We start from the raw sequence: 24,308 nt of genomic DNA, 5'->3' as shown, positions 1-24,308 counted from the left end.
TAAGACTACCCGCTGGGGTTCACCGCGAACTTGGAGAACGGCGCATTGGGAATGCGCGCATAGTAGAGCGCCGGCCCGAGGAAAATAGCCATATGGACCCATGCGATGACGATCTCGTTGGTGAAGTGCGTGATGACGAGAATCGATTGCACTGCCGAGAGCATGTAGATTGTCTGGGCGGTAGTGTTGCCTTTCATCGCCGACATATAGAGCCGCGCCATGAGATAGGCGACCAGGAAGAATTTCAGGCATCCGAACCACCAGAATGATGCAAAGGCGTCCGCCATGCCCGTGGGCGTTTCGCCGACGCCCGGCGTATAGCGCCCGAACATGGAGTCCTGCGGGATCATCAGCGATTTCTTGAACTCGGGCCCAAAGATCTGTGCCGGAACGAAGGTGAAGACCATGCTGTTCCAGTGTTCGATGCCGTAGTCGAATTCATGCGTCTCATCGATGTAGTTGATGGCTATCAAGGCGTTGGTCATTTCCGGTCCGCCCTCCTTGAGGAGACGGTTCCAGTTTTCCGCAAGATTGATATCTGCCACCGCGCTCCAGTCGCGCGTTGCCCCGTAATAGGTCGCCTGCCGGTATTCGGCGGCGCCGAGCATGCCGACGATAGCGAAGAACAGGCCGGCGACGACAGCGATACGCGGCACTACCCAACGCCTCTGGAACCAGAAGGCCAACGCGATCATCAGGCAGAATTCAGCCGTTTCGCCGCGTCGCCCCGCAATGACGATGCGGTCTAGGTAAAAGATCGTGTCGAAGAGTATGATGCCAAGCGCGAGCGGCGAACTGCGCCGCGCGTAGCAGACCAGCGCTATTGCGAGGCCGTAGGTGAGAAGCCGCGCAAAGAACAGGTAGGCGACGGGAAGACCCGTAAGCTGGCCCTTCAGCCGAAGATCATCGGGAAGGTGACCGAACTTATAGAAGAAATAGGCGCCGATCACCGAGAGGACTGCGGCAGCCTTCAAAAGATGGTCTTCGCTGTAAACGTGGTCCTTCATCGGCCTGGCGCGCATGCCATAGCGCCAGCCTATGCCGCACATGGCAAGGCAGAGCGTCGAGAACAGGAGGGTTTTTGTCAGTGCCTCGTCCGAAATGAAGCGGCTATTGGCAAGCCCGGGCAATTGCGGAAGGATGAAGCTGAGGAAGATGCCAGCTGCGAAAAATGGAAAATGATAGAACCGCCCTGGCACCAGCAGGCCGTAAACCAGCATTCCAAAACAAAGAAGAGTGAGAATCCAGAGCGCCGACCAGTCCATATTTCCAATCTCGGTTGCAGCGTTGAATCAACCGCAGCCGGACGCTGGAATCAATTTGTCCATAAGGGGTAACGGAAACCGAAAGACCGCCTTCTGCGCCGGAAGGCTAGGGGATCCGACCGCAATCTCAGCCGAATGGGTGAAGACTTCCGATATGTGATGCGTGAAAGGACGCAGCAGGTCAGGCGGCTCCGCGCGCCGTCCTTGCCTTCGGTGTCTTCTTTGAACTCTCCGGATCGCTGGTTTCGTTCTCGACCATGGCGCTCAAGCGCTGGTAGATGCCAAGGCCGATGATAAGCGCGACGCCGGTGAAAAGCAGAAGCGTCGGATAGATCATCATCCGCAGATCCTCCTTGCCGGCCTCGAAGACGGCGACGAGACCCTCAAGGAACACGGCGATGGCGATCGTGGAAATGAATTTCGTCAGGCTGCGCCGCGCTTCAGCGGCCTGCCGCATCTCCCGGCCACGGATCGCTTCTTCCTCGAGGAGATATTTTCCGACATCGAACACCGCAATGGCAATGACTGTATAGCCAACGGCTTCGAGCAGCGTTGCTCCAATGTCGGTTCTGTCGATCAGGAGGGAGCGCACGACTTCATAGGCCGCATAGGCGATCAGCCCGAACGCAAGCAGCATAAGGAATGCGCTTGCGACACCGAACGCAATGCGCGTAATCCGGTCAAACATCATCGGCCACTTTCCCTTCTCCTATCCCATTGAATATTTAAACATTTCTCGTCATTGCGGAACAGCAAAAAATGGGCGCTAGCCGCGAGGAGCGGTGGATCGTGCATGGACGCTCGACAGGGTTCGTTGTAACCATTCTGGCGGCTTGATTTCAAAGGAGGCATGGCATGCAACGATTCACCGGCGGTTGCCTGTGCGGCAGCGTCCGAATTGTGGCATCGGGGTTGCCATACCGGGTCGGCATTTGTCATTGCCTCGACTGCCGCAAGCATCATGGCGCCCTGTTTTACGCTGCTGCGGTGTTCCCTGAGGACGCAGTAGCGATCGATGGCGAAACGCGCGATTACGCCGGACGGTTTTTCTGTCCCCGCTGCGGCTCGTCCGTCTTCGCACGCACCAAAGACGAGATCGAAGTGCATCTCGGGTCGCTCGATGGCCCCGACCAACTGATGCCTACCTACGAAAGCTGGACGCTGCGGCGCGAGTCCTGGTTGCCGCCGTTCCCGCTGGCGAAGCGGTACGAGCGCGGTCGCAACGCTACAAGCCGCTCCGAGGACTAGGTCTGTCGGTCCGTTACTCCGGAAGACCGGCTTTAAGATAGCCATCGACGAAATGCGCACGTGTAGCGTCGTCGCGAAACGGCTCTGTCGCGGCCCAGCGGCTTGTCGTGAAATGCGGATTGGCGACAAGGAACAGTTGGACCTCGGATCGCGCTTCGTCGAACCGGCCGAGTTGCGCAAGGCTTGCGGCAAGGAACCGCCGTGAGCTCGTGCGATACGTCTCGTCCCGGCGCAGCGTCTCGACGGCCGCTTCGTAGTCGCCGGCCGCGTATTGCGCCTGGCCGAGCGTCAGATAGTACCAGCCCGACGGGAACGGGTTGAGGCGGAACGCCTTGCGGATATGCTCAAGGCCTTCCTCGACCCGCCCGGCCAGAACCGCGATGTCTGACAATGTCGCCCAGGTGTCCGCCTCGTTCGGGTCGAGCTCGATCGCCCTGGCGAATTCCGCATTGGCCTCGGCAAAGCAGCGCTCGTAGGCTAGCAGGTTGGCGAGGACCCAGCGGCAGCCGGCGTCGTTGGGGTCGATCGCGACGGCCTTGCGCGCCAGATCCAGGGCGAGGCGGCGCGTCGGTTCAATGGGATCGCCCCAATGCACCCAGCCCATCCAGTGGTTCATGGCAAGCCAGCGATAGGCTTCCGCATATTCCGGATCGAGCGAAACCGCGCGCGTGAGCATAAGATGCGCTTCCCGCGCCGTCTGCGGCGAATCGTCGATCAGCTTGCGCGCGCGCACGCACAGATCGTACGCCTCGAGACTCTTGGGCCGATTGCGTGGCGGCGGTGCGCGCAGCCGCCCGAGCAAGGCCTCGACGATCTTGGCGGTGACCTCGTCCTGAACGGCAAAGATGTCCTCGAGGCCGCGATCGAAGCGTTCCGCCCAAAGGTGATCGCCATTGACGGCATCAACCAGCTGGGCGTTGATGCGCACGCGCCCCCCGGCATGGCGTGCACTCCCCTCAAGGAGATAGCGCACGCCAAGCTCCTGCGCGATCTCGCGCACATTCGTCGCCTTTCCCTTGTAGGCGAAGGCCGAGTTGCGTGCGATAACGAAAAGGCCCGCGATTCTCGAGAGGTCCGTGGTCAGGTCTTCGGCCAGCCCGTCCGCGAAGGATTCCTGCGCGGGATCGTTGCTGAGATTGACGAAGGGCAGCACGGCTATCGAAGGTTTATCGGGGAGTGCCAGGGGTTTTCGTGCCGGGCCATCGCGCCTTTCGATGGCGCCGGTGAAGCGGTAGCCGACGCGCGGCACCGTGGAGATCCATTCGCCGCCATCGGTTGCTGGGCCAAGCAGTTTCCGCAGCTGCGCGATCTGGACTGTGAGGTTGCCTTCCTCGACGGCCGTGCCTGGCCATGCCGCGTCCATCAGTTCGGCCTTGCCGAGGATTTCGCCCGGCCGGTCGGCGAGCGCCGCAAGCAGCTTTATCCCGCGGTAGCCTACGGCAACAGGCTCATTGTTCCGAAGGAGCGTTCCCGCACCCGGATCAAGCACGAACGGACCAAAGGCAAAGCGCGATCCTTGCATATGGCGGATATAGCCGGTTTGGAACGTTTTGAGAACTCTTTGGGCACGCCTTTAAGAAACCGCATCGTTGACCGGGTTTGCGAGCGTTGCCCCCTGCACCTTCAAGCTATTCGAGGCGCCCGAGGATATGCGCGTCTTCGCGGACGAGGTTGCATGCCGACAACGTTGAGCAACAGGCGGACGATCGCCAAACACGCCCCGTACAGCTCCGTTTGGAAGTTTTGAGAACTATTTGGCAGGGCTTAATTACGACGCCGACCGCATCCTGCACAATTCACCCTTCTTTAGGGCCTTCAGGTCCTGAAGCCATCAGGAGGTTGTCATGGACGATATTCGCACCTTTACCCCGGTCCCGCATCAGTTGGTACGGAAGCTAGCGCGCCTGGCGGCCGCGGAAGCACCACGCCGATACTACGGCCTCGCGGCGTTGCGCAGCACAATGGCGGCCTGGAGCGAGCGGGCCCGCTTTCGCTGGGCACTTGCGCAAATGGCCAAGGACAATCCGCATTTGATCGACGATATCGGCCTGACGAGTTGGCAGGTCGAGGAAGAGATCGCCAAGCGCTTCTGGAGACGGTGAGGTGGGGATCGAAGAATGGCGCACCCGACAGGATTCGAACCTGTGACCTCTGCCTTCGGAGGGCAGCACTCTATCCAGCTGAGCTACGGGTGCTGATACAAGGCGTTGGCCTTACATGCGCGAAGCGTTTCTAGCCGATGCGGGCCAAGGCTTCAATGGCGAATTTTGCTTTGTCCTCGTTGACCACATGGGGGCCGGCTTGAGGTCACGCAGTATTAGGCCCTAACTCCTGTCCCAATCCAAATAGTAGTCGATGGGATCCTCCGGCCACCGCTGATGCCCCCCTAACTGATTAATTGTCCGATGTCATGGCGAGGCGTAAAATATAGGCGCGGGTATAACAATAAGGCACTGGGGCCATGAAAAAAACTCGAGACTACTATGATGATGACAGCAGAGACGCGCGCTCGTTCCTGGTAAAGGTGTGTGACTACGGCGTGGCGATACTGCTTCTGGCAGGTCTTTTCTATTCGACATTTCTCGACGTGCAGGGCCGGTTCAAGCCGAGCAATGCGGAAATCGTCGCAGCGCGGCAGGCGAAGATCGCCAGCGAGCACGCCAAGCTCGAGGCGCCTGTCACCATCGTCGAATAAGCCGATAGAATTTCCGCCGCTACGGAACCGCCCCCGGTCATGAAACCGGGAACGGATTGTTGTGCCCTGGACTTATTCGATGTCGAAGGAGACGCCCTGGGCAAGCGGCAGGGCCGTCGAATAGTTCACCGTATTGGTCGCGCGGCGCATATAGGCCTTCCATGCGTCCGAACCCGATTCGCGGCCGCCGCCGGTTTCCTTTTCGCCGCCGAACGCGCCACCGATTTCCGCCCCTGACGTGCCGATGTTGACATTGGCGATGCCGCAGTCCGAGCCGTCGGCGCTGAGGAAGCGCTCTGCCTCCTGCAGGTTCAGCGTGAAGATCGAGGAGGAGAGGCCGGCGCCAACCGCATTGTGGTCGGCGATCGCTGCGTCGAAATCATCATATTTCATGACATAGAGGATCGGCGCGAAGGTTTCTTCGAGAACCGGGCCTGCCTGCTTGGGCATTTCGACGAGGGCAGGACGGACATAATAGGCATTGGCATGGCCGTTTTCGATGCGGTTGCCGCCGGTGACCTTGCCGCCATGGTCACGTGCTTCGCCAAGGGCGTTCTGCATGTTGTCATAGGCGCCCTTGTCGATCAGCGGGCCAACCAGGGCCGAAGTCTCGAGCGGGCTGCCGACGCTGACGCTCTCATAGGCCTTCTTCAGGCGCGGCACCAAGGCGTCATAGACGCTCTCGTGAACGAAAAGGCGGCGCAGGGTGGTGCAGCGCTGACCGGCCGTGCCCATGGCGCCGAAAGCGATGGCGCGCAGCGCCATGTCGAGATCGGCCGAGGGGCAGACGATGCCGGCATTGTTGCCGCCGAGTTCGAGGATCGAGCGGGCAAAACGCTTTGCAAGCCGCGGACCGACCTCGCGGCCCATCCGCGTGGAGCCAGTTGCCGAAACGAGCGCAACCTTCCGGTTGTCCACGAGGGCTTCGCCGATCGTGCGGTCGCCCATCAGCGTCTGCGACAGGCCGGCCGGAACCTCGCCGAAACGGGCTGCAGCACGCTCGAAGATGGCCGCGCAGGCGAGAGCGGTGAGCGGGGTCTTTTCCGACGGCTTCCACACGACGGCATTGCCGCAGACGAGGGCCAGCGCCGTGTTCCACGACCAGACGGCGACCGGGAAGTTGAAGGCCGAAATCACGCCGACGACGCCGATCGGGTGCCAGGTTTCCATCATGCGGTGGCCGGGACGCTCGGTGGCAATGGTGAGACCGTAAAGCTGGCGCGAAAGACCGACAGCGAAATCGCAGATGTCTATCATCTCCTGCACTTCGCCGAGACCTTCGGAGGGGATCTTTCCGGCTTCGATCGAAACCAGGCGGCCGAGTTCGTTCTTCAGGGCGCGCAGTTCCTCACCGAACAGACGGACAAGTTCGCCGCGCTTCGGAGCGGGGACAAGGCGCCATTCGCGGAATGCGGCATCGGCCTTGTCGATGATCTTTGCGGCGTCGTCGGCCGAGTGGACGGCAATGTCGGCGATCTTCTCGCCCGTGACCGGGCTGAACGATGGCATCGCGCCGCCTGTATAGGCGGCCTCGGCGACGCCGAGCTTGGAAAGGAGGGTCTTTACTTCTTGAGCAATGGTCATCTTGCTTCCCTTAATTTGTCTTTCTGCCGGGCTGGCAGAGATATTGGATGCGTGACGGGCTTTTGCCAGCCATGTTCGAGGGTCAGCCACCTTAGCAGGTCCTGACCCCAAGTTTTAGTTTCTCAATCTACAAGTGCGACTGGCTGGAGATAGCGGCGGCAGCGGGCGATCGACGCCTTCTCAAGGCCTTCGTAATGGGCGAATTCGTCGAGGACCGGCATGCCGAGATGGGCTTCAAACTCCTGCTGGCTCGGGCTTGCCGCAAATTTCTGCGCACCGTTATCGCCAAGGTTCGACTGGAAAATGCCGGCGGCGCTTACCGGGAGGAAGTCTTCATAGACGATCGGATCGAAAACGACGGCGCCCATGGCGACCAGCGTTTCGAGGCTCGCCGGCTCGCGCGCCGAAAGCGCTGCCCGGGGGAACCCTTCAACGGGCGTATACCGGAAATAGCCGAGGCCCTGCTGACGAATCGTGTTCCAATCGTCCGGGAACGCTTTGAAGGCTTCGCTGAGGGCGGCGATGTAGGCGGCCGCGTTCGAACCGTCGGGAGCAGGACGCACAACGTCGCGTGCCTGCGCAAGCAGCCGGTCATAGAGCGCGCGGCCCTTCGGCGTCAGCGCGACGCCGCGCTGTTCGATTTCGCCAAAGCGAGCCGTGTGCGAACCCTTTGCCCACGTGCCCTCTTCATCCCGGAACGACACGGCTTCCTCGAGGGCCTTGAATGAGGTCTGTCGCAACAGGATGGGGCACTCTCGGGTGGGCGGGCCCTCGATAACGGCCTTGGGCGCGATGCCGTGGGCCGGCATCAGCTTCTGGACGGCATCGATGTCGAGCGTGCGCGGCGTCAGATGATTGATATGCGGTCCCTTGAACGACACGACGTCGGCGATCAGCCGGTGCGCATCGTGCAGGCGGCGGTAGAGATCGCTGCTGACGCTCGCCTGGTCGTGCCAGCGGAACGTCTCTAGGATTTCCCTGACGAACAGGGCGGCGTCCGCGGCGTCGAGGCCGCCCGCGGCTTCAGCCTTTTCAATCAGGAAAATGGCCTTGTCCGTGAATATCTTGCGCGCTGCGAGGGTCTTGCGCGCTTCCTCCCGCAATGCGCCGTCGTCGATCAGATCGAGGCGCAGGAGCGAGGTGAATACGCGGAATGGATTGATTTTCAGCGCTTCGTCACCGACAGGACGGAAAGCGGTCGAATGGACCGGCACGCCGGCTTCGCTGAGATCGTAATAGCCGACCGGATACATGCCCATGACGGCAAAGGCACGGCGCAGCATGGCAAGTTCGGCAGGGGTTCCGACGCGGATAGCGCCATGCCGCTCCTCAGAGATGCGGTCGAGCGTCTCGGTCTGTTCCAGCCGGTGGCGCAGTTTCGGCGAAGCGGCGAGCGTATCGTCGTTCACCTGCGCCACGAGTTCGAGGAGCGTTCCATAGGCGGGAACCTCGGTCCTGTACATGGTCGACATCGCTGTCGAAAAGGATGCGCGGATCACGTCCGTTGAGGTAAACGTGGCTGAATTCATAACTCTGCTTCCGTTATTGTTTGCGACGGCAATTTCTTTCCGTTCATGCATGTTATGGATTATAGAGTGGTCACCGGCCTGCGGATTGCGAAGAATCAAACTGGGTTAATGCGAGATTGGAATGAAGTTAAGCCGCCGATTGATCCCGGATATCGACATACTGCAGACGTTCGAATGCGCTGCGCGCCATGGCAGCTTCACGCAGGCGGCCAAAGAGCTTTCCCTGACCCAGAGCGCGGTAAGCCGCCAGATGAGCGAACTCGAAAGCCAGATCGGCGTGCTGCTGTTCGAGCGCGTTCGCCAGCGCGTGGTGCTTTCCGAGGCAGGGCAAAAATTCCTGCCCGAGGTGCGGCATCTGCTTGGTCTTACCGAGGAGACGATGTTGCGAGCCATGGCCGCCTCGCAATCCGCCTCGTCGCTGAGCATCGCCACGCTGCCGACCTTCGGCAGCCGCTGGCTGATGCCGCGCCTTCCGGATTTCGTGCGCAGAAACCCGGAAATGGCGCTGAGCGTCGCCTCGCGCTCGCGGCCCTTCGATTTCGAGGATGAGCCTTTCGATCTCGCCATCCATTATGGCCAGCCGGTATGGGCGCATGCCACCTGCACCTATCTGTGCAGCGAGTTGATCGTGCCGGTGGGCAGTCCCGAACTCTGCGCGGCCAATCCGATCAGGGCAGCGGCCGAACTTGCCGATGCGCCGCTTCTGCATATTTCGACGCGGCCGAAATCCTGGGCCTCCTGGTTCGAGGCGGCGCAGGTGAGCGTCGCAAGTCCCTATAAGGGCCACCGGTTCGAACATTTTTCCATGGTCATCGAGGCTGCGCTTGCCGGGCTCGGATTTGCTCTCCTGCCGCGCTACCTGATCGAACAGGAGCTTGCATCCGGCCGGCTTATCGTCCTCTTCGATCAGCCCTTGCGGACGGAAAACAGCTACTACCTCGTCGTGCCGGACCACAAGAAGGAAAATCCGCTGATGCAGAGCTTCGTCACCTGGATCGCCGAGCAGGTGTCCGAACGCGCGGGCCCCGGTCATTCGCTCACCGCATAATGTCTTCGAAGAATTTCACTTCAGGTTGCAAGATTGCGCTTTATAACCACCATAGGTAATTGTGCCGCACGCCCTCGGCCGACTGTTCAGGTGATCCATGCTCAATGACGAACGCTCCCACGGCTTGTGGGAAAAGACCGCCCCGCCTGCGCCTCGGACGGAAGCTTTGCGCGGCGATATTTCGGTCGATGTCGCGGTCATCGGCGCGGGCTTCACCGGCCTCTCTGCCGCCCTCCACCTTGCCGATGTCGGCGCCAAGGTCGCAGTCGTCGATGCCGTGGAGATCGGCTTCGGCGGTTCGGGCCGTAATGTCGGCCTGGTCAATGCCGGCATGTGGGTGATGCCGAATGACCTGCCGGGCGTTCTCGGGCAGGTCCACGGTGAAAGGCTGCTTGAACTTCTGGGCAATGCGCCGCAATCGGTGTTCAACCTTGTCGACCGTTTCGAGATCGATTGCGAACTCGAACGCAATGGTACGCTGCACTGCGCCGTCGGCGATGACGGCGTGAAACAACTCGAACAGCGGGCCGAGCAATGGCTGGCGCGCGGAGCGGCCGTGCGGCTGCTGAACGCCGCGGAAACCGCCGCAAAGGTCGGCTCGACCGCCTATGCCGCATCGCTTCTCGATAGCCGGGCGGGCACGATCCAGCCCCTCGGCTACGTGCGCGGGCTTGCGCGAGCGGCGCTTTCCAGAGGCGCGGCGATCTATTCGGGTTCTCCCGTTACTGCGACCGAACGGAGCGGCGATCGCTGGCTGGTGCGCACGCCATCGGGCACCGTCTCGGCCGAGTGGATCATCGTTGCAACCAACGCCTATACGACATCGCCGTGGCCGCAATTGCGAGCCGAACTCCTGCATCTGCCGTATTTCAACTTCGCGACCACACCCTTGCCGGAAGACATTCGGAAAACTGTCCTTCCCGAGCGGCAGGGCGGCTGGGATACGAAGGAGATTCTGAGCTCCTTCCGCATGGACAGGGCAGGGCGCCTGGTGTTTGGCAGCGTCGGCGCCCTGCGCGGCACCGGCATGGCCGTGCACAAGGCCTGGGCGGCACGCTCGATCCGCAAGGTTTTTCCGCAGATCAAGAATGTGCAATTCGAAGCCGGCTGGTACGGTCAGATCGGCATGACGAGCGACAGCCTGCCCCGTTTCCACACGCTCGCCCCAAAGATCATCAGTTTCAGCGGTTATAACGGTCGTGGCATCGCGCCCGGGACGGTCTTCGGCCGCATTCTTGCCGAGCACGTTGCAGGCAAGGTCAGCGAAACAGACCTGCCGCTGCCGGTCACCCAGCCGCGGGAGCAGGGTCTTCGCACTGTTCGCGAAGGCTATTACGAAGTCGGCGCGCAACTCGCGCATTTCGTCGGGAACAGGTTTTAGCCATCCGCATTTGCTTGCCATCTTGCGCGTTGCGACATATTCCTAGCGGATGGATAGCAAGAAGCCGACGCGGCCATTCAGACCGAGCGTCTCCGCCAGCATTCTCGCAGCGGTCAGGAACCGCAACAAGCGCTCCACCGGCGCGACCAAGGTCGTGCGCAGCGACCTGCTCATCGCTTCCTATAATGTTCACAAATGCGTCGGCATCGACAAGAAGTTCGACCCGGACCGCATTGCGCACGTCATCAGCGAGATCGGGGCGGATGTCGTCGCTATTCAGGAGGCCGACAAGCGCTTTGGCGAACGCAGCGGGCTTCTCGACCTGGCGCGCCTCGAGCGGGAGAACAAGCTGATCCCCGTGCCGGTGGCGTCGCTCTATCCCAAAGGCCATGGCTGGCACGGCAATCTGCTGCTGTTTCGCGCCGGCGTCGTCCAGCGCGTACAGCAACTGGTGCTGCCGGGGCTGGAGCCGAGGGGCGCGCTGGTTGCCGATATCGACCTTCAGGCGGGGCCCTTGCGTATCATTGCCGCCCACCTTGGCCTGCTCAAGCATTCGCGCCAGCAGCAGACGGAAGCGATCCTCGATGCGGTGCATGCCGACCCCTCGCGCCCGACGCTCCTGCTCGGCGACCTCAATGAGTGGCGCGTCGGCAAGGGATCGTCCCTGCACTTCCTGAAGCCGATCTTCGATCCGGCGAGGAACGCCGTTCCGAGCTTCCCGTCGCGCTTTCCTGTGCTCGCGCTCGACCGTGTCCTCGGCCATCCGCACAGCCTCGTCACGGCGATCGAGGTGCACGATACGCCGCTTGCGCGCGTCGCCTCCGATCACCTTCCTATCAAGGCGCATATTGATCTCAAGGCGGCCATTGCCGAGACAAATGCCATCAAAGATAGGGCGAACCTAGCCAGATAATCCGGTCGATCAGCCTCGCCCAGAACGAGCGGGCCCGCAGCTTTTGCAGGAGCACCGGTTTCGCCGAGGCGATTGCCGTGTCGATCAGCGCCTCCACTTCGGCAGCGAACGGCGCATTGATGACTTCAAGGTCGACCTCGAAATTCAGCCGCAGCGAGCGCGGATCGAGGTTCGACGATCCGACATAGGACCAGGCGCCGTCGATGGCGAGGAGTTTCGAATGGTTGAAGTTGCCGGATGCGCGCCAGATGCGGCAATGGCTCTTCAATATCTGATCGAACTGCGCGGTCATGGCCCGATCGACCAGCTTGAGATTATTGACCGACGGCACGACGATATCGACCTCGACGCCGCGCCGCGCCGCGGTCACGAGCGCGCTGATCAACTCGCGGTCCGGCAGGAAATAGGGCGACATGATGCGGATGTGTTGCTGCGCCACCGAAAAAGCGCCCATCAGCATGCGATGATTGGCTTCGACGCTGCGATCGGGACCCGACGGCACCACCCGGATGAACACCGGCTCGCCCGGCTGCTTTGTCGGCGGCTCGATGACCCAGGCCTCGCCGCCAAGGTGCTCACGCGTGGTGAAGCGCCAGTCTTCTGCCGCCACGTGGAAAAGATCGGTGACGATCGGCCCTGTCAGCCGGAAGTGCGTGTCGCGCGCATTGTCTTCGCCGAAAATTTCGCGCGAGAAGCCGGCGCGGATATTCATGCCCCCGGTAAAGGCAACCCTGCCGTCGACGACCAGTATCTTCCTGTGGGTGCGAAGGTTGGCGTAGGGCAGGCGCAGGCCGATGATGATGTTGCCGTTGAAGACGTCGACCTTGACCCCGTGCTTGGCCAGATAGCCGACGATCGTCGGGATCGAATAGCGCGCGCCGACGGCATCGATAAGCACCCTGACTTCCACCCCGCGCTTCTTTGCGGCAATGAGCGCGTCGGCGAGACGCAGACCGATCTTGTCGCGGTCGAAAATATAGGTTTCGACGAGGACGCTGCGTTGCGCGCCCTGAATTTCCGCAAGCATGGCATGGTAGGCTTCGTCGCCGCCGTGCAGCATGTCGATGTCGTTTGCCGTGGTGAGCCGACAGCGGCTGACCCTATCGCCCAGCGTCTTCATCGTGGCGAGGCGCTTTTCGAAATGCGCAAGGACATCCTGATCGCGCGCGTGAAAGCGCACGAGCTGATCCTGGCCAATCTCGCGCAGGAATTCGCGCTGCGACGAGATGGTCGAGCGCCGGATGCGATTAATTCCGGCAACGGCATAGATGACGGCGCCAATGACCGGCGAGAGAATGATGACGCCGACCCAGCCAATCGCTGCGCGCACCTCCTCCTTGGTCATCGTCGCATGGATAGCGGCCGGCACACCAAGAAGAACCGAGAGCACGAAAAAGATGTGCGGCCAGTAGGTTGTAATGAAATTAGACATGCGAACGCATCATATCAGGAAATCGAACCCCGACGCGAACGCCATTCGGCCAGCGAGATAGGCTGGTCGGGAATACGAATTTCGAAACTCGTTCCCGCCCCTTCATTGTCACGCAATTCAATTGTTCCCCCATGTGCCCGTACCAGCTCGTGTACGATTGCAAGGCCAAGTCCGGTACCCCCGGAGCGTGCCGATCCCCTGAATGCCCTGAACAGATTCTCCCGCGCCTTGGCGGGCAGGCCCGGCCCCGTGTCCTCGACGCCGATGATCGATGTCGTCCCGATCTGGCCGGCCGTTATTGTCAACCGCTTGATAATGGCGTCGTCGTCGCGCGTATCGCCGGTCATGGCCTGTACCGAATTGCGGCAGAGGTTGAGAATGATCCGGAAAAACTGGTCCGGATCGGCATCGAATTCGAAGGATTCCGGCACGAGATTCTTGAATTCAATACCGGATTTCGGGTCAATGCTGAGCATTTCCTCGACTTCGTTGACGAGCGTGCGCAGCTTCACGCGCCGGCGTTGCGGCGGTGGCTCCTGCGTTCCGCCATAGGCGAGAACCGTCTGTGAATAATTGATCGCGCGGTCGATCGTGCGTACGAGCTTGGGGACAAAACGCTGGATCGCCGGATCGCTGGTATTGGCGAGATGATCGGACATCAGCTGCGCCGAGGCGAGGATATTGCGCATGTCGTGATTGATCTTGGAGACGGCAAGGCCAAGATCGGCGAGATGCTTCTGTTCAGAAAGGGTGCGCTGGAGCTGGCGCTGCATGTCGGCAAGCTCGCGCTGGGCAATGCCGAGTTCGTCCTCGCGGTTCTCGGGCTTGATGATTTTTTGCGGATCATCCGGTGAGCGCGCAAAGGCGAGCATATTGTCGCTCATGCGCTGGATTGGCCGGATCAGCAGACGGCTTATGGCAAGGAAGACGAGACCGGCGGTGATCGCCGAGATAAACAGCGAGATGAGTGCCACATTGCCTGCATAGCGCAGCATGGCATTGCGCAGCGGCCCGTCGGCGGTCAGGAGCTCGATGACCTTGCCCGTGTCGCCGATCGGACCGTAGACGCGAATGATCCGGTTGCCGCCGTTGATTACCGTATCGAAAGCGTCGCGAATTACGGTGATCGGGTCGGTCACAGTGATATCGACGTGGCGATCGACCTTCGACGGCATTTCCGCTACGGCGAGCAGGCGCGAGGCGCCTTTTTCGCGCAAGGCGATTGCTTTCGTGCCGGTGGCGAGGAGTACGTCGTCCTGCACTGTGCGGGGAATTTCTTCGCTGTCGTTTGCCGCAAGGACGACGCTCGCGGCGGCGACGGTATTGAGGCGATCCGACAGCCAGCGAATGCGCATATCGGCCATGGTCGGCACGAAGATCATCACTTCGGCGACGAGGCCGAAAAGCAGGGTGAGCAGCAGCAGCTTGCCCGAAAGGCGCTTGAAGACGGGCAAGCGCCGTCCGGCGTGCCGTGTCACGCTCGTTTCGGCAGACTTTTGTTCCGGTGCAGCCATTTGATCTCCGTCGTCAGGCGGTGTAAGCCGCCTGACGAATTAGCACAATAATTCACTTGGCCGTTTTTGCCTATTTTGAATCACGGCAACGAATTGACTTCTCGGCATCGGGCCTCTATAAGCCGCGCACGTCCGGGCTGACCGCCCCGGCGGCGTGTTTTTATGCGCTAATGGCGGTCCTGATATGCTCCTGTCAAAGAACAGACCACAAGAAGGGCCGCACACCGCGGTATTTAACAAATGAAGCGTACTTATCAGCCATCCAAGCTTGTCCGCGCACGTCGCCATGGGTTTCGCGCCCGTATGGCTACGGCTGGCGGCCGCAAGGTAATCGCAGCGCGCCGCGCCCGCGGTCGCAAGCGGTTGTCGGCATAAAGGCAAAACCGCGCGACTTGGTGCGGTTGCCAAAGTTGGCACTACACGATGAATGAGCAAAAACCACTCCGCCTTCGCAAGAGAGCGGAGTTTTTGACTGTTCGGAACGGAGAAAAGCGCCGCGGCGCCTACTTCCTGCTCGAGGTCAAGGAGCGCGAGGACCAGGCTGGCCCACCGCGCGTCGGTTTCACCGTCACCAAAAAGAACGGCAATGCCGTCATCCGCAATCGCATCAAACGCCGCCTGAAAGAGGCTGTGCGCGTCAATGTTGCTGATGACATGCAGGCGGGAACCGATTATGTGATCGTTGCTCGCCGTGATGCGCTAGACGCGCCGTTCGCGGACCTGACACGGGAACTCTTAAAACGGGTTTCCAGGAAAACACAGACCCGGCGTTCGACAAAGCCCTGATGGCGCACCCGACCCGACCCAAGGACTACAATGGAAACCAATCGTAATTTCTTTATCACCATTGCCTTGTCCATTGTGATCCTGACGCTTTGGCAGGTGTTCTACATGAACCCCAAGATCGAAGCGCAGCGCGAACAGGCCCAGATCGAGGCCACGCGGCAAGGACAGACGCGCGTTGACGGACAGGCGAGCACGCCGGCCGGAACGCCAACCACCGGCACCGCGGCAAACCTGCCGTCGTCGACGCCGGCAACGCCTGGCGCCAATATCCCCGGCCAGTCCCAGGATACCGCCCAGGCAGGCAGCCTGACGCGCGACGCCGCGCTCGGCCAAACCACCCGCATAAAGATCGACACGCCGAGCCTCGGCGGCTCGATCAGCTTGACCGGCGCCCGGCTCGACGACCTGCAGCTCAAGAAGTACCACGAGACCGTTGACGACAACTCGCCGGCCATCCAGCTTCTGAGCCCGGCGCAGATGGCTGACGGCCAGTTCGCCGAAATAGGCTTTACCGGCAACGAGTTGACCGGCACGGTCCCTGGGCCCGGCACCGTATGGACGGTCGAGGGCAACAGCACGCTGACGCCGGCCAATCCGGTGACGCTCTCCTTCACCAACGAGAAGGGCTTGACGTTCAAGCGCACCTTTACGGTCGACGACCGTTACATGTTCACGGTCAAGGACACGGTAACCAACAGCACGTCCGCTCCCGTTTCGCTCGCCTCCTATGGCCGCGTTACGCGCTTCTCCAAGCCGCTTCATCCAAGCACCTATGTTTTGCACGAAGGTCCGATCGGCGTTATCGGCGACGAAGGTCTGGTGGAATACAAGTTCGCCGCCATCGAAAAGGCGCGCGAAGTGTCCCCGCCGAAGGCGACGACCGGCGGCTGGATCGGCATCACCGACAAATATTGGGCAGCAACCCTCGTTCCCTCGGCAGCAAAGCCGTTCCAGGCGCGCATGTCCTATTTCGACGACGGACGCCCGCGCTATCAGAGCGACTACCTGTCTGACCCGACGACGATCGAGCCCGGTCAGTCTGCGACGATTGAGAACCTGCTCTTCGCCGGTGCCAAGGAAGTCGGAACGATCAATGCCTATGAAAAGGAACGCAGCATCCGCCAGTTCGATCTCCTGATCGATTGGGGCTGGTTCTATTTCATCACCAAGCCGATGTTCTACCTGATCGACACGCTCTACAAGGCGATCGGCAATTTCGGCATCGCCATCCTCCTCGTCACCGTTATCCTCAAGGGCTTGTTCTTCCCGCTCGCCAACAAGTCCTACGCCTCCATGGCGCGGATGAAGCTGGTGCAGCCGAAGATGACCGAAATTCGCGAGAAATATGCGGATGACAAGGTCAAGCAGCAGCAGGCGCTGATGGAGCTCTACAAGACGGAAAAGATCAATCCGATCGCCGGTTGCTGGCCGATCCTGATCCAGATCCCCGTCTTCTTCGCACTCTACAAGGTCCTTTACGTGACCATCGAAATGCGCCACGCGCCGTTCTTTGGCTGGATCCAGGACCTTGCCGCGCCCGATCCGACCTCGGTCTTCAACCTCTTCGGGCTTATGCCCTGGGCGGTTCCGGCTTTCCTGATGATTGGCGTCTGGCCGTTGATCATGGGCGTGACGATGTTCCTGCAGATGCGCATGAACCCGACGCCGCCCGATCCGACGCAGCAGATGATTTTCAACTGGATGCCGCTGATCTTCACTTTCATGCTGGCAAGCTTCCCTGCAGGTCTCGTGATCTACTGGGCGTGGAACAACACGCTCTCGATCATCCAGCAGGGCGTCATCATGAAGCGCCAGGGCGTCAAGATCGAGCTCTGGGATAATCTGGCGGGCATGTTCAAGAAGAAACCGAAACCGGCCGAGTAGCGGCCGGAGTTTCGCGGAATTCTTTACATCGGCCGGGCCTGACAGGTCCGGCTGATCTCGTTTCAGCGCCTGGTTTCGCTGGACATTGACGGCAGCCTAAAGCAAGCCATGACGCAATAAGGGGTAAAAGCTGTGGCACTGGGCTGCCCTGCCGTGTTGACAAGGCGAGGATAAACCTTGATGCACACTTCTCAATCCCGCACGCGCAATGGAATGGAATGAACGTGACTGAAGCCGAGGACAGGACAAACGGGTTGATCGAGAGGGGCAGGATGCTCTTCGCGCAGGGCTGGGTATTCATTCGCGGTGTGCCGTCGATGAAATTCCTGCCGCCTGAAGGACCGCTTGAAATCGCGTTCGCCGGCCGCTCCAACGTCGGCAAATCATCCCTTATCAATGCGATCCTCGGCCAGAAGCTGGCGCGCACCTCAAATACGCCCGGCCGTACGCAGGAACTCAACTATTTCGTTCCCGACGGCTATTCGGGCGAGGGCAAGGACCTGCCGCCGATCGCCGTCGTCGATATGCCAGGCTATGGCTTTGCAGAAGCGCCGAAGGAACAGGTCGACGCCTGGACCCGTCTGGTGTTCGACTATCTGCGCGGGCGTTCGACCTTGAAGCGGGTCTATGTGCTCATCGACGCGCGTCACGGCGTCAAGAAAAACGATGCCGAAGTGCTCGATCTTCTCGACCGGGCCGCGGTTTCATACCAGCTTGTTCTCACCAAGATCGACAAGATCAAGGCAGCCGGTGTGCCCCGGTTGATGGAGGAGACGGCGCAGGCGATCAAAAAGCGCGCAGCCGCCTATCCGGAAATCCTGGCGACGTCGTCCGAGAAGGGCGCCGGGCTTGATGAGCTGCGCGGTGCAATCGCGCTTTTGCTCGAAGAAAACCAGAAATAAAAGGGCCCCGCACGACCTAGGGCTAGGAGATCGCCGCGGGGCAAGATGCGCAGATGCCGTCTGCGCATCTGAGCGCTGCGGATCACATTTTTGGCAGCAGCACCTTGTCGATTACATGGATGACGCCGTTCGACTGTTTGACATTGGCGATCGTCACGTGAGCGACGGTGCCGTTTTCATCTGTCAATGTCAGGTTCTTGCCCTTGTACTTCGCGGTCCAGACGCAGCCGCCCACGGTCTTCACCGGATGCGCGCCTTCATCATCATCGATCATCTTCATGATCGTCTTTGACGAGGCGTCGGCAGCGACGACATGGCAGGTCAGGATCTTGGCCAGCTTGTCTTTGTTTTCAGGCTTCAGCAGCGTCTCGACGGTTCCCTTCGGCAGCGCCGCGAAGGCCTCATTGGTGGGTGCGAACACCGTGAAGGGCCCCTTGCCCTCTAGGGTTTCGACGAGGCCTGCAGCCTTGACGGCAGCGACGAGGGTCGTGTGATCCTTCGAGTTCACCGCATTCTCGATGATGTTCTTGTTTGGATACATGGGCGCACCGCCCACAGTCGGATTCTTGGCGAACGCAGTTCCGGCAATCAGGACCGTCGAAAGTGCGATCAGGCTCAGTGATTTGCGTAACATCTCTATCTCCACTGTTGCATTGCCTCTCTTGAGAGGTCGGTGGAGATACGGGAGTGCTGACGGCAAAGTTTCAGCGGCGCGATATTTTTTCAGATTGCACGGATCGTACCGGCGGCGACGACTGCACCGGTGGGGGCTCCGCTTGGCGAACCGCCAAGCGGTTCCACCGAGATGGCAAGCGTCGTACCGTCACGCAGTTTGGCGGCCAAACCCTGTGGGACATTAAATTCGGTGACCTGCGGCGACTTCATCAGCCCGAGCGAGACTGGCGCTTCATTCCCGGCAATCAGCCAGAGTTCGAGCGAACGGTCTGAGGGCATGTCACCGGCAACCAGGCTCACTTTCAGGCGCTTTGTCTGCTCGTCATAAACTGCGACTGTGCGAACCTTGCTGTTGTCAGCAGCCATGGATGCCACCAGTTGCGCCGGCGCGGGACGCTGCAAAATGAGGTCGCGCCCGAAACCGATCATCGCCAGCAACAGGGCGGCGAGTGCAAGCCCGCGCCAGAATACGAGGCTGGTCCATAGCGGCATCGCCGGCGCCGGCGCATCGGTTCCGAACAGGCGATGATCGATCTGGGACTTGATATGGTGCGGCGGCGAAACCGGCGTGAACCCCTCATCGAGTGCGCTGAAATATTCCTGCCACCGGGTGACAAGGCGGGCGAATACCGGGTCCGTTTCGATGCGGCGCGCGGCGTCGCGGCGCTCCTCTTCGGCCAGCACGCCCAACACATATTCGGCGGCAACGAGATCGTCGCCGTCCGGAACAGTGTCATCGGGTGGTGTCGCGCTCATCCTTCCAGGCATTCCTTCAGTTTCAAAAGGCTGCGTCGCAGCCAGGTTCGCATTGTATTCAACGGCACTTTATGACGCTGCGCGAGCAACTCGTAGCTGTCGCCATTAAGGTAAGCGCCGCGCACGGCCGTCGCACGTGGAGCGTCGAGTTGGTCGAGGCAATCCCCAAGGCGGCGCGCCTCTCCCGTCGCAATGGCGGATTGTTCGGGATCGGCGGAAGGCTCGGCGATATCCGATGCCTCGTCGAGATCCTCCGTTCGGCCCTTCCGCGCCCGCAGGCGGTCGATGCAGTGGTTCCTGGCAACGGCGACGAGCCAAGAAATCGGGCTGGTGCCAGCAACAGCAAAGCGATCCGCCTTGTTCCAGATCTTGACGTAGATATCCTGCAGCGCGTCTTCGGCCTCCGTGCGGTTACCCAAGACACGCAGGCACACGCCGAAAAGTTTCGCGCTCGTCGAAGCATAGAGCGCATCGAAAGCCGCCCGGTCCCGCAGGGAGACGCGTGAGATCAGTTCCGATATGCCTTCGGGCGTCATGTGAAGGGCGTTTCCAACTGCTGGTTGCATGATTTAAATCCGGCGGTGCGGCACACTGTCAATGGCTTCGGGCAAAAACCTTGGCGGCAAGCCGAAATCATGTTTGCCCGGGATCGCCTTTGGCGCTAAGAACCCCACGACCTTCCAAAGCCGGAGCCCGCGCATGTCCCTGACGCCCGACGACCAAACCGCCGAAATCCAGGCAAATCTGCTTTCGGCTGCTCTTCCCTATATGCAGCGCTATGAAAACAAGACCGTCGTCGTGAAATATGGCGGCCATGCCATGGGCGATGCCGCACTGGGCAAGGCGTTCGCGCGGGACATAGCCTTGCTGAAACAATCGGGCATCAATCCCATCGTCGTTCATGGCGGCGGACCGCAAATTGCTTCGATGCTGGCGCGCATGGGGATCGAATCGAAGTTCGAAGGCGGTCTGCGCGTCACCGACGAAAAGACCCTCGAGATTGTCGAGATGGTCCTTGCGGGCTCGATCAACAAGGAGATCGTGGCGCTCATCAATGCCGAAGGCGAATGGGCAATTGGCCTGTGCGGCAAGGACGGCAACATGGTCTTTGCCGAGAAGGCCAAGAAGACCGTCATCGATCCCGACTCCAATATTGAAAAAATCGTCGATCTGGGCTTCGTCGGCGAACCGGTCGAGATCGACCGCACGCTGCTCGACCTTCTGGCGCGTTCCGAGATGATCCCGGTGATCGCACCCGTCGCTCCGGGGCGCGACGGGCATACCTATAACATCAATGCTGATACTTTCGCGGGAGCCATCGCCGGCGCGCTGAAAGCCTCGCGCCTTCTGTTCCTCACCGATGTTCCGGGCGTGCTTGACGCCAACAAGGAGCTTATCAAGGAGCTTTCGGTCGGCCAGGCGCGCGCGCTCATCAAGGATGGCACCATTTCGGGCGGGATGATTCCCAAGGTCGAAACTTGCATCGACGCAATAACACGCGGCGTCGAAGGCGTCGTCATCCTTAATGGCAAGACGCCGCATTCGGTTCTGCTCGAACTTTTCACCGAGCGCGGCGCCGGCACGCTGATCGTTCCCTGATCACCGCTTCAGGTGTTCGAGCGGGATCTTTCCCGGCCCCTTGATGTTCTGCAGGACGAGTTGGGTGTGCACGTCGCGCACGCCTTTCAGCCGCATCAGCCGATGCATGACGAAATCGTTGAGATCGTCGACCGTCGGTACCATGACATGCAGCAGAAAATCGTGTTCGCCGGTCATGGTCCAGCATGACGAAACTTCGTCCATGCGCTCTATCTCTCCGACGAAGCGCTCGGGCGAGTCGTCGCTGTGCGTATTGAGCCGCACCTGGATGAACACTTCGACCATGAGCCCGATGGCGCGGCGGTCTATCGTCGCTGCGAAACCCTTGATCACGCCGCTCTCCTGGAGATGCTCGAAACGCCGCGCGCACGGCGTCGCGGACAGCCCGATCATCTGCGCCAGATCAGTGATGGCAACCCGGCCATTGGCCTGGAGGATCTGCAGCATTTTGATCTCGAACTCATTCAATTGAGGTGATGTCACCCGATTTCCTCCAAAAAAGATCAAGTTTCACCTTATAGCATGCGTTTTTGAGATGATTAGGTCAAATTCTCTCCTATCCTCAAGGTATCCTGTGCGTCATGGTTCCATGGTGGAGGAGAAAATCATGACGATCAGTGTTGAAGCCTATGCGCGGGAATGCGCTGAGCTGGGTCTGCGCGGCGACTATACGGTGTGCAACGCCGACTTCACGGTCGAACAGCAATATGACTATTCGGACGAAGACCAGGAGGTATGGCGCTCCCTGTGCGATCGCCAGACGAAGCTGACGGAAAAGCTTGCGCATCGCAGCTATCTCGACGGCGTGGAAGCGCTCGGCCTACTGGATCGCATCCCGGATTTCCATGAAGTCAGTGACCGGCTGCGCAAGTTGACCGGCTGGGAAATCGTAGCGGTCCCTGGCCTCATCCCCAACGAGCCCTTCTTCGATCATCTCGCCAACAAGCGTTTTCCCGTCACCAACTGGCTGCGCAAGAAGAAGGAACTCGATTACATCGTCGAACCAGACATGTTTCACGATTTCTTCGGCCACGTGCCTATCCTGAGCCAACCCGTATTTGCCGATTTCATGCAGCTATACGGGGTCAAGGGTGGAACAGCGTCACGGATGGGCGGCGAGCAACTGGCCGCTCGTCTCTACTGGTACACCGCCGAGTTCGGCTTGATGCAGGTGGAAGGCGCCCCGGTTAAGGCCTTCGGCGCGGGGCTGATGTCGTCTTTCAGCGAGTTGCAGTTCGCGGTGACGAGTGCCGATGCGCACCACGTCCCCTTCGACATCGAAACGGTTATGCGGACGGGATATGAGATAGACAAGTTCCAGCGGGCCTATTTCGTACTGCCGTCGTTCGCCGCCCTTCGCGATGCTTTCGAGACGGCGGACATGCCGGCGCTGATTGCGCGGTGGAAGGAGGCGGAACCGCTTGACCCCGCCATGGTCTGATGGGAGCGCCGCGTTCAGGCGATGTTCTTGACAGGCGAGCGGACGCTGACGCAATTGCGGCCGCGACGTTTGGCATCGTAAAGACGCCGGTCGGCTGTCCGGAAGTGTTCCTTGACCGTACCGGCGGCAACGCCTGCTACGCCGCCGATGCTGACACTGAGCGGAACCTCCGCACCTTCGGCCGATTTCAATGCATGGCTGCAGACCTCGGCGCGAATGCATTCGGCTACGCCGCGTACCTCGGTTTCATCCGCCGTCGCGAGGAATATGGCGAACTCCTCGCCCCCGATACGGCCGGCGCAGTCATCTTCACCGATACACCGCGATATGCACTGTGCGATTGCAATGAGCGCAGCGTCACCGGTGTGATGGCCATGGTTATCGTTGATCTTCTTGAAGTGGTCGGCATCGACAATCAGCAAGGAGCCCGGTCCCTGCCTGCGCAAAGCCTCCATCCGCTCGAAGAACGTTTCGCGGTTGAGAAGCCCGGTCATGTTGTCGCGCAGGGATGCCTCGAACAGACGGACGTTCGTTGTCTCGAGTTCCTGCATGATTCGATTGAGGTCGGTTAGGGCTTGTCGCAACTTTTCCGATTGGCGCAGGCACAGGTAGATTATGGGCGGAGTGATCAGCAGCGGACAGAGGATGGCAATAAGGCGCGCAGGCCCATCTGACATGTGGACCGCCTCGCGGATCGCGTTGGTAATCACGACGCAGGAGGCAGTCATGACAATGGTTACCAATATGCACTTGAAAATGACTTTGGACATCGTTTCTCTGGAAAATGCATGAAATAAGAAATTGGGAAAATGCAGGCGAGCGATAAATCTAAAATCGGTCGTAGTTGCGACCATTTTCGTCTATTGATGAGACGCACTAATAAAATCGATGCATGAGCAGCGCAGATAAATAGCGGAAACCCTACCGGATGACAAACCAGCCTGATCCATTAAACTTTGCGCATATAACGGACTGGGTCTTCGATCTGGACAACACGCTATACCCGCATCATTCCAATCTCTTTTCGCAGATTGATGTCAAGATGACGGGCTATGTCGCTGATCTGCTGAAGCTTTCGCATACGGATGCACGCGATCTCCAGAAGCGATTTTACAAGGAATATGGCACGACGCTCAAAGGCTTGATGGACCGCTACGATATCGATCCCGATGATTTTCTGCAGAAGGTCCACGACATCGATTATTCCTGGCTGGTGCCCGACCCGTCGCTTTCCACGGCGATCAAGCAGTTACCGGGACGGAAATTCATCTTCACCAATGGCGACCGGGGCCACGCTGAACGCGCAGCGCGCCAGCTCGGTGTGCTCGAGCAGTTCGATGACATTTTCGACATCAGGGCAGCGGAGCTGACACCCAAACCGGCGCGCGAGACGTACGATCGGTTCCTGGCAATGCACAAGATCGACGCCGCCAGCTGCGTCATGTTCGAGGATCTGGCGCGCAACCTCGTCGTGCCGAAGGCGCTCGGCATGACCACGGTTCTCATCGTTCCGCATAATTTCGAACCGACCTATTCCGAGATCTGGGAGCGGGATCCTGGCAACACCGACCACGTCGATTACGTGACCGATGAACTTGCCGCATTCCTCGACGCGATCCTGCCAAGGCAGGTCAAGAGGAGCGAGCCGGTCTGAGG

The 24,308-nt window shown here is 60.2% G+C and carries 25 protein-coding genes and 1 tRNA gene; 13 read left to right on the top strand and 13 right to left on the bottom strand.

From position 1 onward, the window contains the following. Positions 1 to 5: 5 nt before the first annotated feature. Positions 6 to 1,265 carry a hypothetical protein gene (locus BR48_RS23965; RefSeq protein ID WP_051614613.1) on the bottom strand — a complete coding sequence of 420 codons (1,260 nt, stop codon included), beginning with the start codon at positions 1,263 to 1,265 and terminating at the stop codon, positions 6 to 8. A 181-nt stretch (positions 1,266 to 1,446) separates the two neighbouring features. Next, positions 1,447 to 1,956 carry a hypothetical protein gene (locus BR48_RS23960; protein ID WP_036813417.1) on the bottom strand — a complete coding sequence of 170 codons (510 nt, stop codon included), beginning with the start codon at positions 1,954 to 1,956 and terminating at the stop codon, positions 1,447 to 1,449. 164 nt (positions 1,957 to 2,120) lie between these two features. Between BR48_RS23960 and BR48_RS0106345 the strand changes: the two genes are divergently transcribed. After that, the gene (locus BR48_RS0106345) at positions 2,121 to 2,513 is read left to right on the top strand and encodes a GFA family protein (protein ID WP_027230527.1); all 393 of its coding nucleotides are present in this window, start codon (positions 2,121 to 2,123) and stop codon (positions 2,511 to 2,513) included. 13 nt (positions 2,514 to 2,526) lie between these two features. Here BR48_RS0106345 and BR48_RS0106340 read toward each other — a convergent pair whose 3' ends face one another. Continuing rightward, positions 2,527 to 4,035 (bottom strand): winged helix-turn-helix domain-containing tetratricopeptide repeat protein, encoded by a 1,509-nt coding sequence (locus BR48_RS0106340; RefSeq protein WP_036813416.1) that lies wholly within the window; start codon positions 4,033 to 4,035, stop codon positions 2,527 to 2,529. A gap of 322 nt (positions 4,036 to 4,357) precedes the next feature. Between BR48_RS0106340 and BR48_RS0106335 the strand changes: the two genes are divergently transcribed. After that, positions 4,358 to 4,615, top strand: a complete 258-nt coding sequence (locus tag BR48_RS0106335; protein WP_245273357.1) for a DUF1127 domain-containing protein — start codon at positions 4,358 to 4,360, stop codon at positions 4,613 to 4,615. Positions 4,616 to 4,631: 16 nt separating this feature from the next. Here the strand turns inward: BR48_RS0106335 and BR48_RS0106330 are convergent. Further along, positions 4,632 to 4,708 (bottom strand) — tRNA-Arg (locus BR48_RS0106330). Positions 4,709 to 4,974: 266 nt separating this feature from the next. Between BR48_RS0106330 and BR48_RS0106325 the strand changes: the two genes are divergently transcribed. Further along, the gene (locus tag BR48_RS0106325; RefSeq protein ID WP_027230524.1) at positions 4,975 to 5,208 is read left to right on the top strand and encodes a hypothetical protein; all 234 of its coding nucleotides are present in this window, start codon (positions 4,975 to 4,977) and stop codon (positions 5,206 to 5,208) included. A gap of 72 nt (positions 5,209 to 5,280) precedes the next feature. Here BR48_RS0106325 and BR48_RS0106320 read toward each other — a convergent pair whose 3' ends face one another. After that, on the bottom strand, positions 5,281 to 6,792 hold the full coding sequence (locus BR48_RS0106320) for an aldehyde dehydrogenase family protein (protein ID WP_027230523.1): 1,512 nt from the start codon (positions 6,790 to 6,792) through the stop codon (positions 5,281 to 5,283). Between the two features lie 122 nt (positions 6,793 to 6,914). Further along, positions 6,915 to 8,321: a VOC family protein gene (locus BR48_RS0106315; RefSeq protein ID WP_027230522.1), complete on the bottom strand. Its 1,407-nt coding sequence runs from the start codon at positions 8,319 to 8,321 to the stop codon at positions 6,915 to 6,917. Between the two features lie 121 nt (positions 8,322 to 8,442). Between BR48_RS0106315 and BR48_RS0106310 the strand changes: the two genes are divergently transcribed. The 3 genes from BR48_RS0106310 to BR48_RS0106300 all read left to right on the top strand — a co-directional run bounded on the left by BR48_RS0106310 (position 8,443) and on the right by BR48_RS0106300 (position 11,663). Next, complete coding sequence (locus tag BR48_RS0106310) at positions 8,443 to 9,369, top strand: LysR family transcriptional regulator (RefSeq protein WP_027230521.1); 927 nt, start codon at positions 8,443 to 8,445, stop codon at positions 9,367 to 9,369. 97 nt (positions 9,370 to 9,466) lie between these two features. Next, on the top strand, positions 9,467 to 10,750 hold the full coding sequence (locus BR48_RS0106305) for an FAD-binding oxidoreductase (protein WP_027230520.1): 1,284 nt from the start codon (positions 9,467 to 9,469) through the stop codon (positions 10,748 to 10,750). A 49-nt stretch (positions 10,751 to 10,799) separates the two neighbouring features. Then, a complete protein-coding gene (locus BR48_RS0106300) occupies positions 10,800 to 11,663 on the top strand; it encodes an endonuclease/exonuclease/phosphatase family protein (protein ID WP_027230519.1) in 864 nt (287 codons plus the stop codon). Here the strand turns inward: BR48_RS0106300 and BR48_RS0106295 are convergent. Together BR48_RS0106295 and BR48_RS0106290 are read right to left on the bottom strand one after the other, a co-directional pair. Beyond that, a complete protein-coding gene (locus tag BR48_RS0106295) occupies positions 11,635 to 13,095 on the bottom strand; it encodes a phosphatidylserine/phosphatidylglycerophosphate/cardiolipin synthase family protein (protein ID WP_027230518.1) in 1,461 nt (486 codons plus the stop codon). The genes BR48_RS0106300 and BR48_RS0106295 overlap by 29 nt on opposite strands. A gap of 14 nt (positions 13,096 to 13,109) precedes the next feature. Further along, positions 13,110 to 14,609 carry a HAMP domain-containing sensor histidine kinase gene (locus BR48_RS0106290; protein ID WP_027230517.1) on the bottom strand — a complete coding sequence of 500 codons (1,500 nt, stop codon included), beginning with the start codon at positions 14,607 to 14,609 and terminating at the stop codon, positions 13,110 to 13,112. Between the two features lie 240 nt (positions 14,610 to 14,849). Between BR48_RS0106290 and rpmH the strand changes: the two genes are divergently transcribed. The 4 genes from rpmH (at position 14,850) to yihA (ending at position 18,181) form a co-directional block, all read left to right on the top strand. Further along, positions 14,850 to 14,984 carry a 50S ribosomal protein L34 gene (gene rpmH, locus BR48_RS25775; RefSeq protein ID WP_040853797.1) on the top strand — a complete coding sequence of 45 codons (135 nt, stop codon included), beginning with the start codon at positions 14,850 to 14,852 and terminating at the stop codon, positions 14,982 to 14,984. A 48-nt stretch (positions 14,985 to 15,032) separates the two neighbouring features. Beyond that, positions 15,033 to 15,395, top strand: coding sequence for a ribonuclease P protein component (gene rnpA / locus BR48_RS0106285; RefSeq protein WP_027230516.1), 363 nt, complete (start codon positions 15,033 to 15,035; stop codon positions 15,393 to 15,395). A gap of 30 nt (positions 15,396 to 15,425) precedes the next feature. Beyond that, positions 15,426 to 17,279 carry a membrane protein insertase YidC gene (gene yidC, locus BR48_RS0106280; protein ID WP_027230515.1) on the top strand — a complete coding sequence of 618 codons (1,854 nt, stop codon included), beginning with the start codon at positions 15,426 to 15,428 and terminating at the stop codon, positions 17,277 to 17,279. A 272-nt stretch (positions 17,280 to 17,551) separates the two neighbouring features. Continuing rightward, complete coding sequence (gene yihA / locus BR48_RS0106275) at positions 17,552 to 18,181, top strand: ribosome biogenesis GTP-binding protein YihA/YsxC (RefSeq protein WP_228019321.1); 630 nt, start codon at positions 17,552 to 17,554, stop codon at positions 18,179 to 18,181. An 82-nt stretch (positions 18,182 to 18,263) separates the two neighbouring features. Here yihA and BR48_RS0106270 read toward each other — a convergent pair whose 3' ends face one another. From BR48_RS0106270 to BR48_RS0106260, 3 genes are all read right to left on the bottom strand, one after another. After that, entirely contained in the window at positions 18,264 to 18,815 is a 552-nt protein-coding gene (locus BR48_RS0106270) for a fasciclin domain-containing protein (RefSeq protein WP_027230513.1), read from the bottom strand. 89 nt (positions 18,816 to 18,904) lie between these two features. Then, entirely contained in the window at positions 18,905 to 19,612 is a 708-nt protein-coding gene (locus tag BR48_RS0106265; protein ID WP_027230512.1) for an anti-sigma factor, read from the bottom strand. Continuing rightward, a complete protein-coding gene (locus BR48_RS0106260) occupies positions 19,609 to 20,148 on the bottom strand; it encodes a sigma-70 family RNA polymerase sigma factor (RefSeq protein WP_027230511.1) in 540 nt (179 codons plus the stop codon). Before BR48_RS0106260 ends, BR48_RS0106265 begins: the two co-directional genes overlap by 4 nt. Positions 20,149 to 20,311: 163 nt before the next feature. Here BR48_RS0106260 and argB point away from each other — a divergent pair, with 163 nt between their 5' ends. After that, entirely contained in the window at positions 20,312 to 21,211 is a 900-nt protein-coding gene (gene argB, locus BR48_RS0106255; RefSeq protein ID WP_027230510.1) for an acetylglutamate kinase, read from the top strand. Here the strand turns inward: argB and BR48_RS0106250 are convergent, their stop codons facing one another. Continuing rightward, entirely contained in the window at positions 21,212 to 21,694 is a 483-nt protein-coding gene (locus BR48_RS0106250; protein ID WP_027230509.1) for an Lrp/AsnC family transcriptional regulator, read from the bottom strand. 124 nt (positions 21,695 to 21,818) lie between these two features. Between BR48_RS0106250 and phhA the strand changes: the two genes are divergently transcribed. After that, positions 21,819 to 22,652: a phenylalanine 4-monooxygenase gene (gene phhA, locus BR48_RS0106245; RefSeq protein ID WP_027230508.1), complete on the top strand. Its 834-nt coding sequence runs from the start codon at positions 21,819 to 21,821 to the stop codon at positions 22,650 to 22,652. Positions 22,653 to 22,666: 14 nt separating this feature from the next. Here the strand turns inward: phhA and BR48_RS0106240 are convergent, their stop codons facing one another. After that, positions 22,667 to 23,422, bottom strand: a complete 756-nt coding sequence (locus BR48_RS0106240) for a GGDEF domain-containing protein (RefSeq protein ID WP_027230507.1) — start codon at positions 23,420 to 23,422, stop codon at positions 22,667 to 22,669. A 158-nt stretch (positions 23,423 to 23,580) separates the two neighbouring features. Between BR48_RS0106240 and BR48_RS0106235 the strand changes: the two genes are divergently transcribed. Further along, positions 23,581 to 24,306, top strand: a complete 726-nt coding sequence (locus BR48_RS0106235; protein ID WP_027230506.1) for a pyrimidine 5'-nucleotidase — start codon at positions 23,581 to 23,583, stop codon at positions 24,304 to 24,306. Positions 24,307 to 24,308: the final 2 nt, after the last annotated feature.

The organism is Phyllobacterium sp. UNC302MFCol5.2 (assembly GCF_000686005.1).
Lineage (GTDB): Bacteria > Pseudomonadota > Alphaproteobacteria > Rhizobiales > Rhizobiaceae > Phyllobacterium > Phyllobacterium pellucidum.
The sequence above is the reverse complement of the archived record's forward strand: the minus strand, read 5'-3'. Positions and strand labels throughout refer to the sequence as shown.

Bases quoted from the DNA above. Each gene is read 5' to 3' on its own strand.
- BR48_RS23960 (WP_036813417.1), bottom strand. From the start codon at position 1,956: ATGATGTTTGACCGGATTACGCGCATTGCGTTCGGTGTCGCAAGCGCA.
- argB (WP_027230510.1), top strand. From the start codon at position 20,312: ATGTCCCTGACGCCCGACGACCAAACCGCCGAAATCCAGGCAAATCTG.
- BR48_RS0106345 (WP_027230527.1), top strand. From the start codon at position 2,121: ATGCAACGATTCACCGGCGGTTGCCTGTGCGGCAGCGTCCGAATTGTG.
- BR48_RS0106315 (WP_027230522.1), bottom strand. From the start codon at position 8,321: ATGAATTCAGCCACGTTTACCTCAACGGACGTGATCCGCGCATCCTTT.
- BR48_RS0106295 (WP_027230518.1), bottom strand. From the start codon at position 13,095: ATGTCTAATTTCATTACAACCTACTGGCCGCACATCTTTTTCGTGCTC.
- BR48_RS0106310 (WP_027230521.1), top strand. From the start codon at position 8,443: ATGAAGTTAAGCCGCCGATTGATCCCGGATATCGACATACTGCAGACG.
- BR48_RS0106335 (WP_245273357.1), top strand. From the start codon at position 4,358: ATGGACGATATTCGCACCTTTACCCCGGTCCCGCATCAGTTGGTACGG.
- BR48_RS0106260 (WP_027230511.1), bottom strand. From the start codon at position 20,148: ATGACGCCCGAAGGCATATCGGAACTGATCTCACGCGTCTCCCTGCGG.
- BR48_RS0106270 (WP_027230513.1), bottom strand. From the start codon at position 18,815: ATGTTACGCAAATCACTGAGCCTGATCGCACTTTCGACGGTCCTGATT.
- BR48_RS0106235 (WP_027230506.1), top strand. From the start codon at position 23,581: ATGACAAACCAGCCTGATCCATTAAACTTTGCGCATATAACGGACTGG.
- yihA (WP_228019321.1), top strand. From the start codon at position 17,552: ATGCTCTTCGCGCAGGGCTGGGTATTCATTCGCGGTGTGCCGTCGATG.
- rpmH (WP_040853797.1), top strand. From the start codon at position 14,850: ATGAAGCGTACTTATCAGCCATCCAAGCTTGTCCGCGCACGTCGCCAT.
- BR48_RS0106305 (WP_027230520.1), top strand. From the start codon at position 9,467: ATGCTCAATGACGAACGCTCCCACGGCTTGTGGGAAAAGACCGCCCCG.
- BR48_RS0106240 (WP_027230507.1), bottom strand. From the start codon at position 23,422: ATGTCCAAAGTCATTTTCAAGTGCATATTGGTAACCATTGTCATGACT.
- BR48_RS0106290 (WP_027230517.1), bottom strand. From the start codon at position 14,609: ATGGCTGCACCGGAACAAAAGTCTGCCGAAACGAGCGTGACACGGCAC.
- BR48_RS0106320 (WP_027230523.1), bottom strand. From the start codon at position 6,792: ATGACCATTGCTCAAGAAGTAAAGACCCTCCTTTCCAAGCTCGGCGTC.
- BR48_RS0106300 (WP_027230519.1), top strand. From the start codon at position 10,800: ATGGATAGCAAGAAGCCGACGCGGCCATTCAGACCGAGCGTCTCCGCC.
- phhA (WP_027230508.1), top strand. From the start codon at position 21,819: ATGACGATCAGTGTTGAAGCCTATGCGCGGGAATGCGCTGAGCTGGGT.
- BR48_RS0106340 (WP_036813416.1), bottom strand. From the start codon at position 4,035: ATGCAAGGATCGCGCTTTGCCTTTGGTCCGTTCGTGCTTGATCCGGGT.
- rnpA (WP_027230516.1), top strand. From the start codon at position 15,033: ATGAATGAGCAAAAACCACTCCGCCTTCGCAAGAGAGCGGAGTTTTTG.
- BR48_RS23965 (WP_051614613.1), bottom strand. From the start codon at position 1,265: ATGGACTGGTCGGCGCTCTGGATTCTCACTCTTCTTTGTTTTGGAATG.
- BR48_RS0106325 (WP_027230524.1), top strand. From the start codon at position 4,975: ATGAAAAAAACTCGAGACTACTATGATGATGACAGCAGAGACGCGCGC.
- yidC (WP_027230515.1), top strand. From the start codon at position 15,426: ATGGAAACCAATCGTAATTTCTTTATCACCATTGCCTTGTCCATTGTG.
- BR48_RS0106265 (WP_027230512.1), bottom strand. From the start codon at position 19,612: ATGAGCGCGACACCACCCGATGACACTGTTCCGGACGGCGACGATCTC.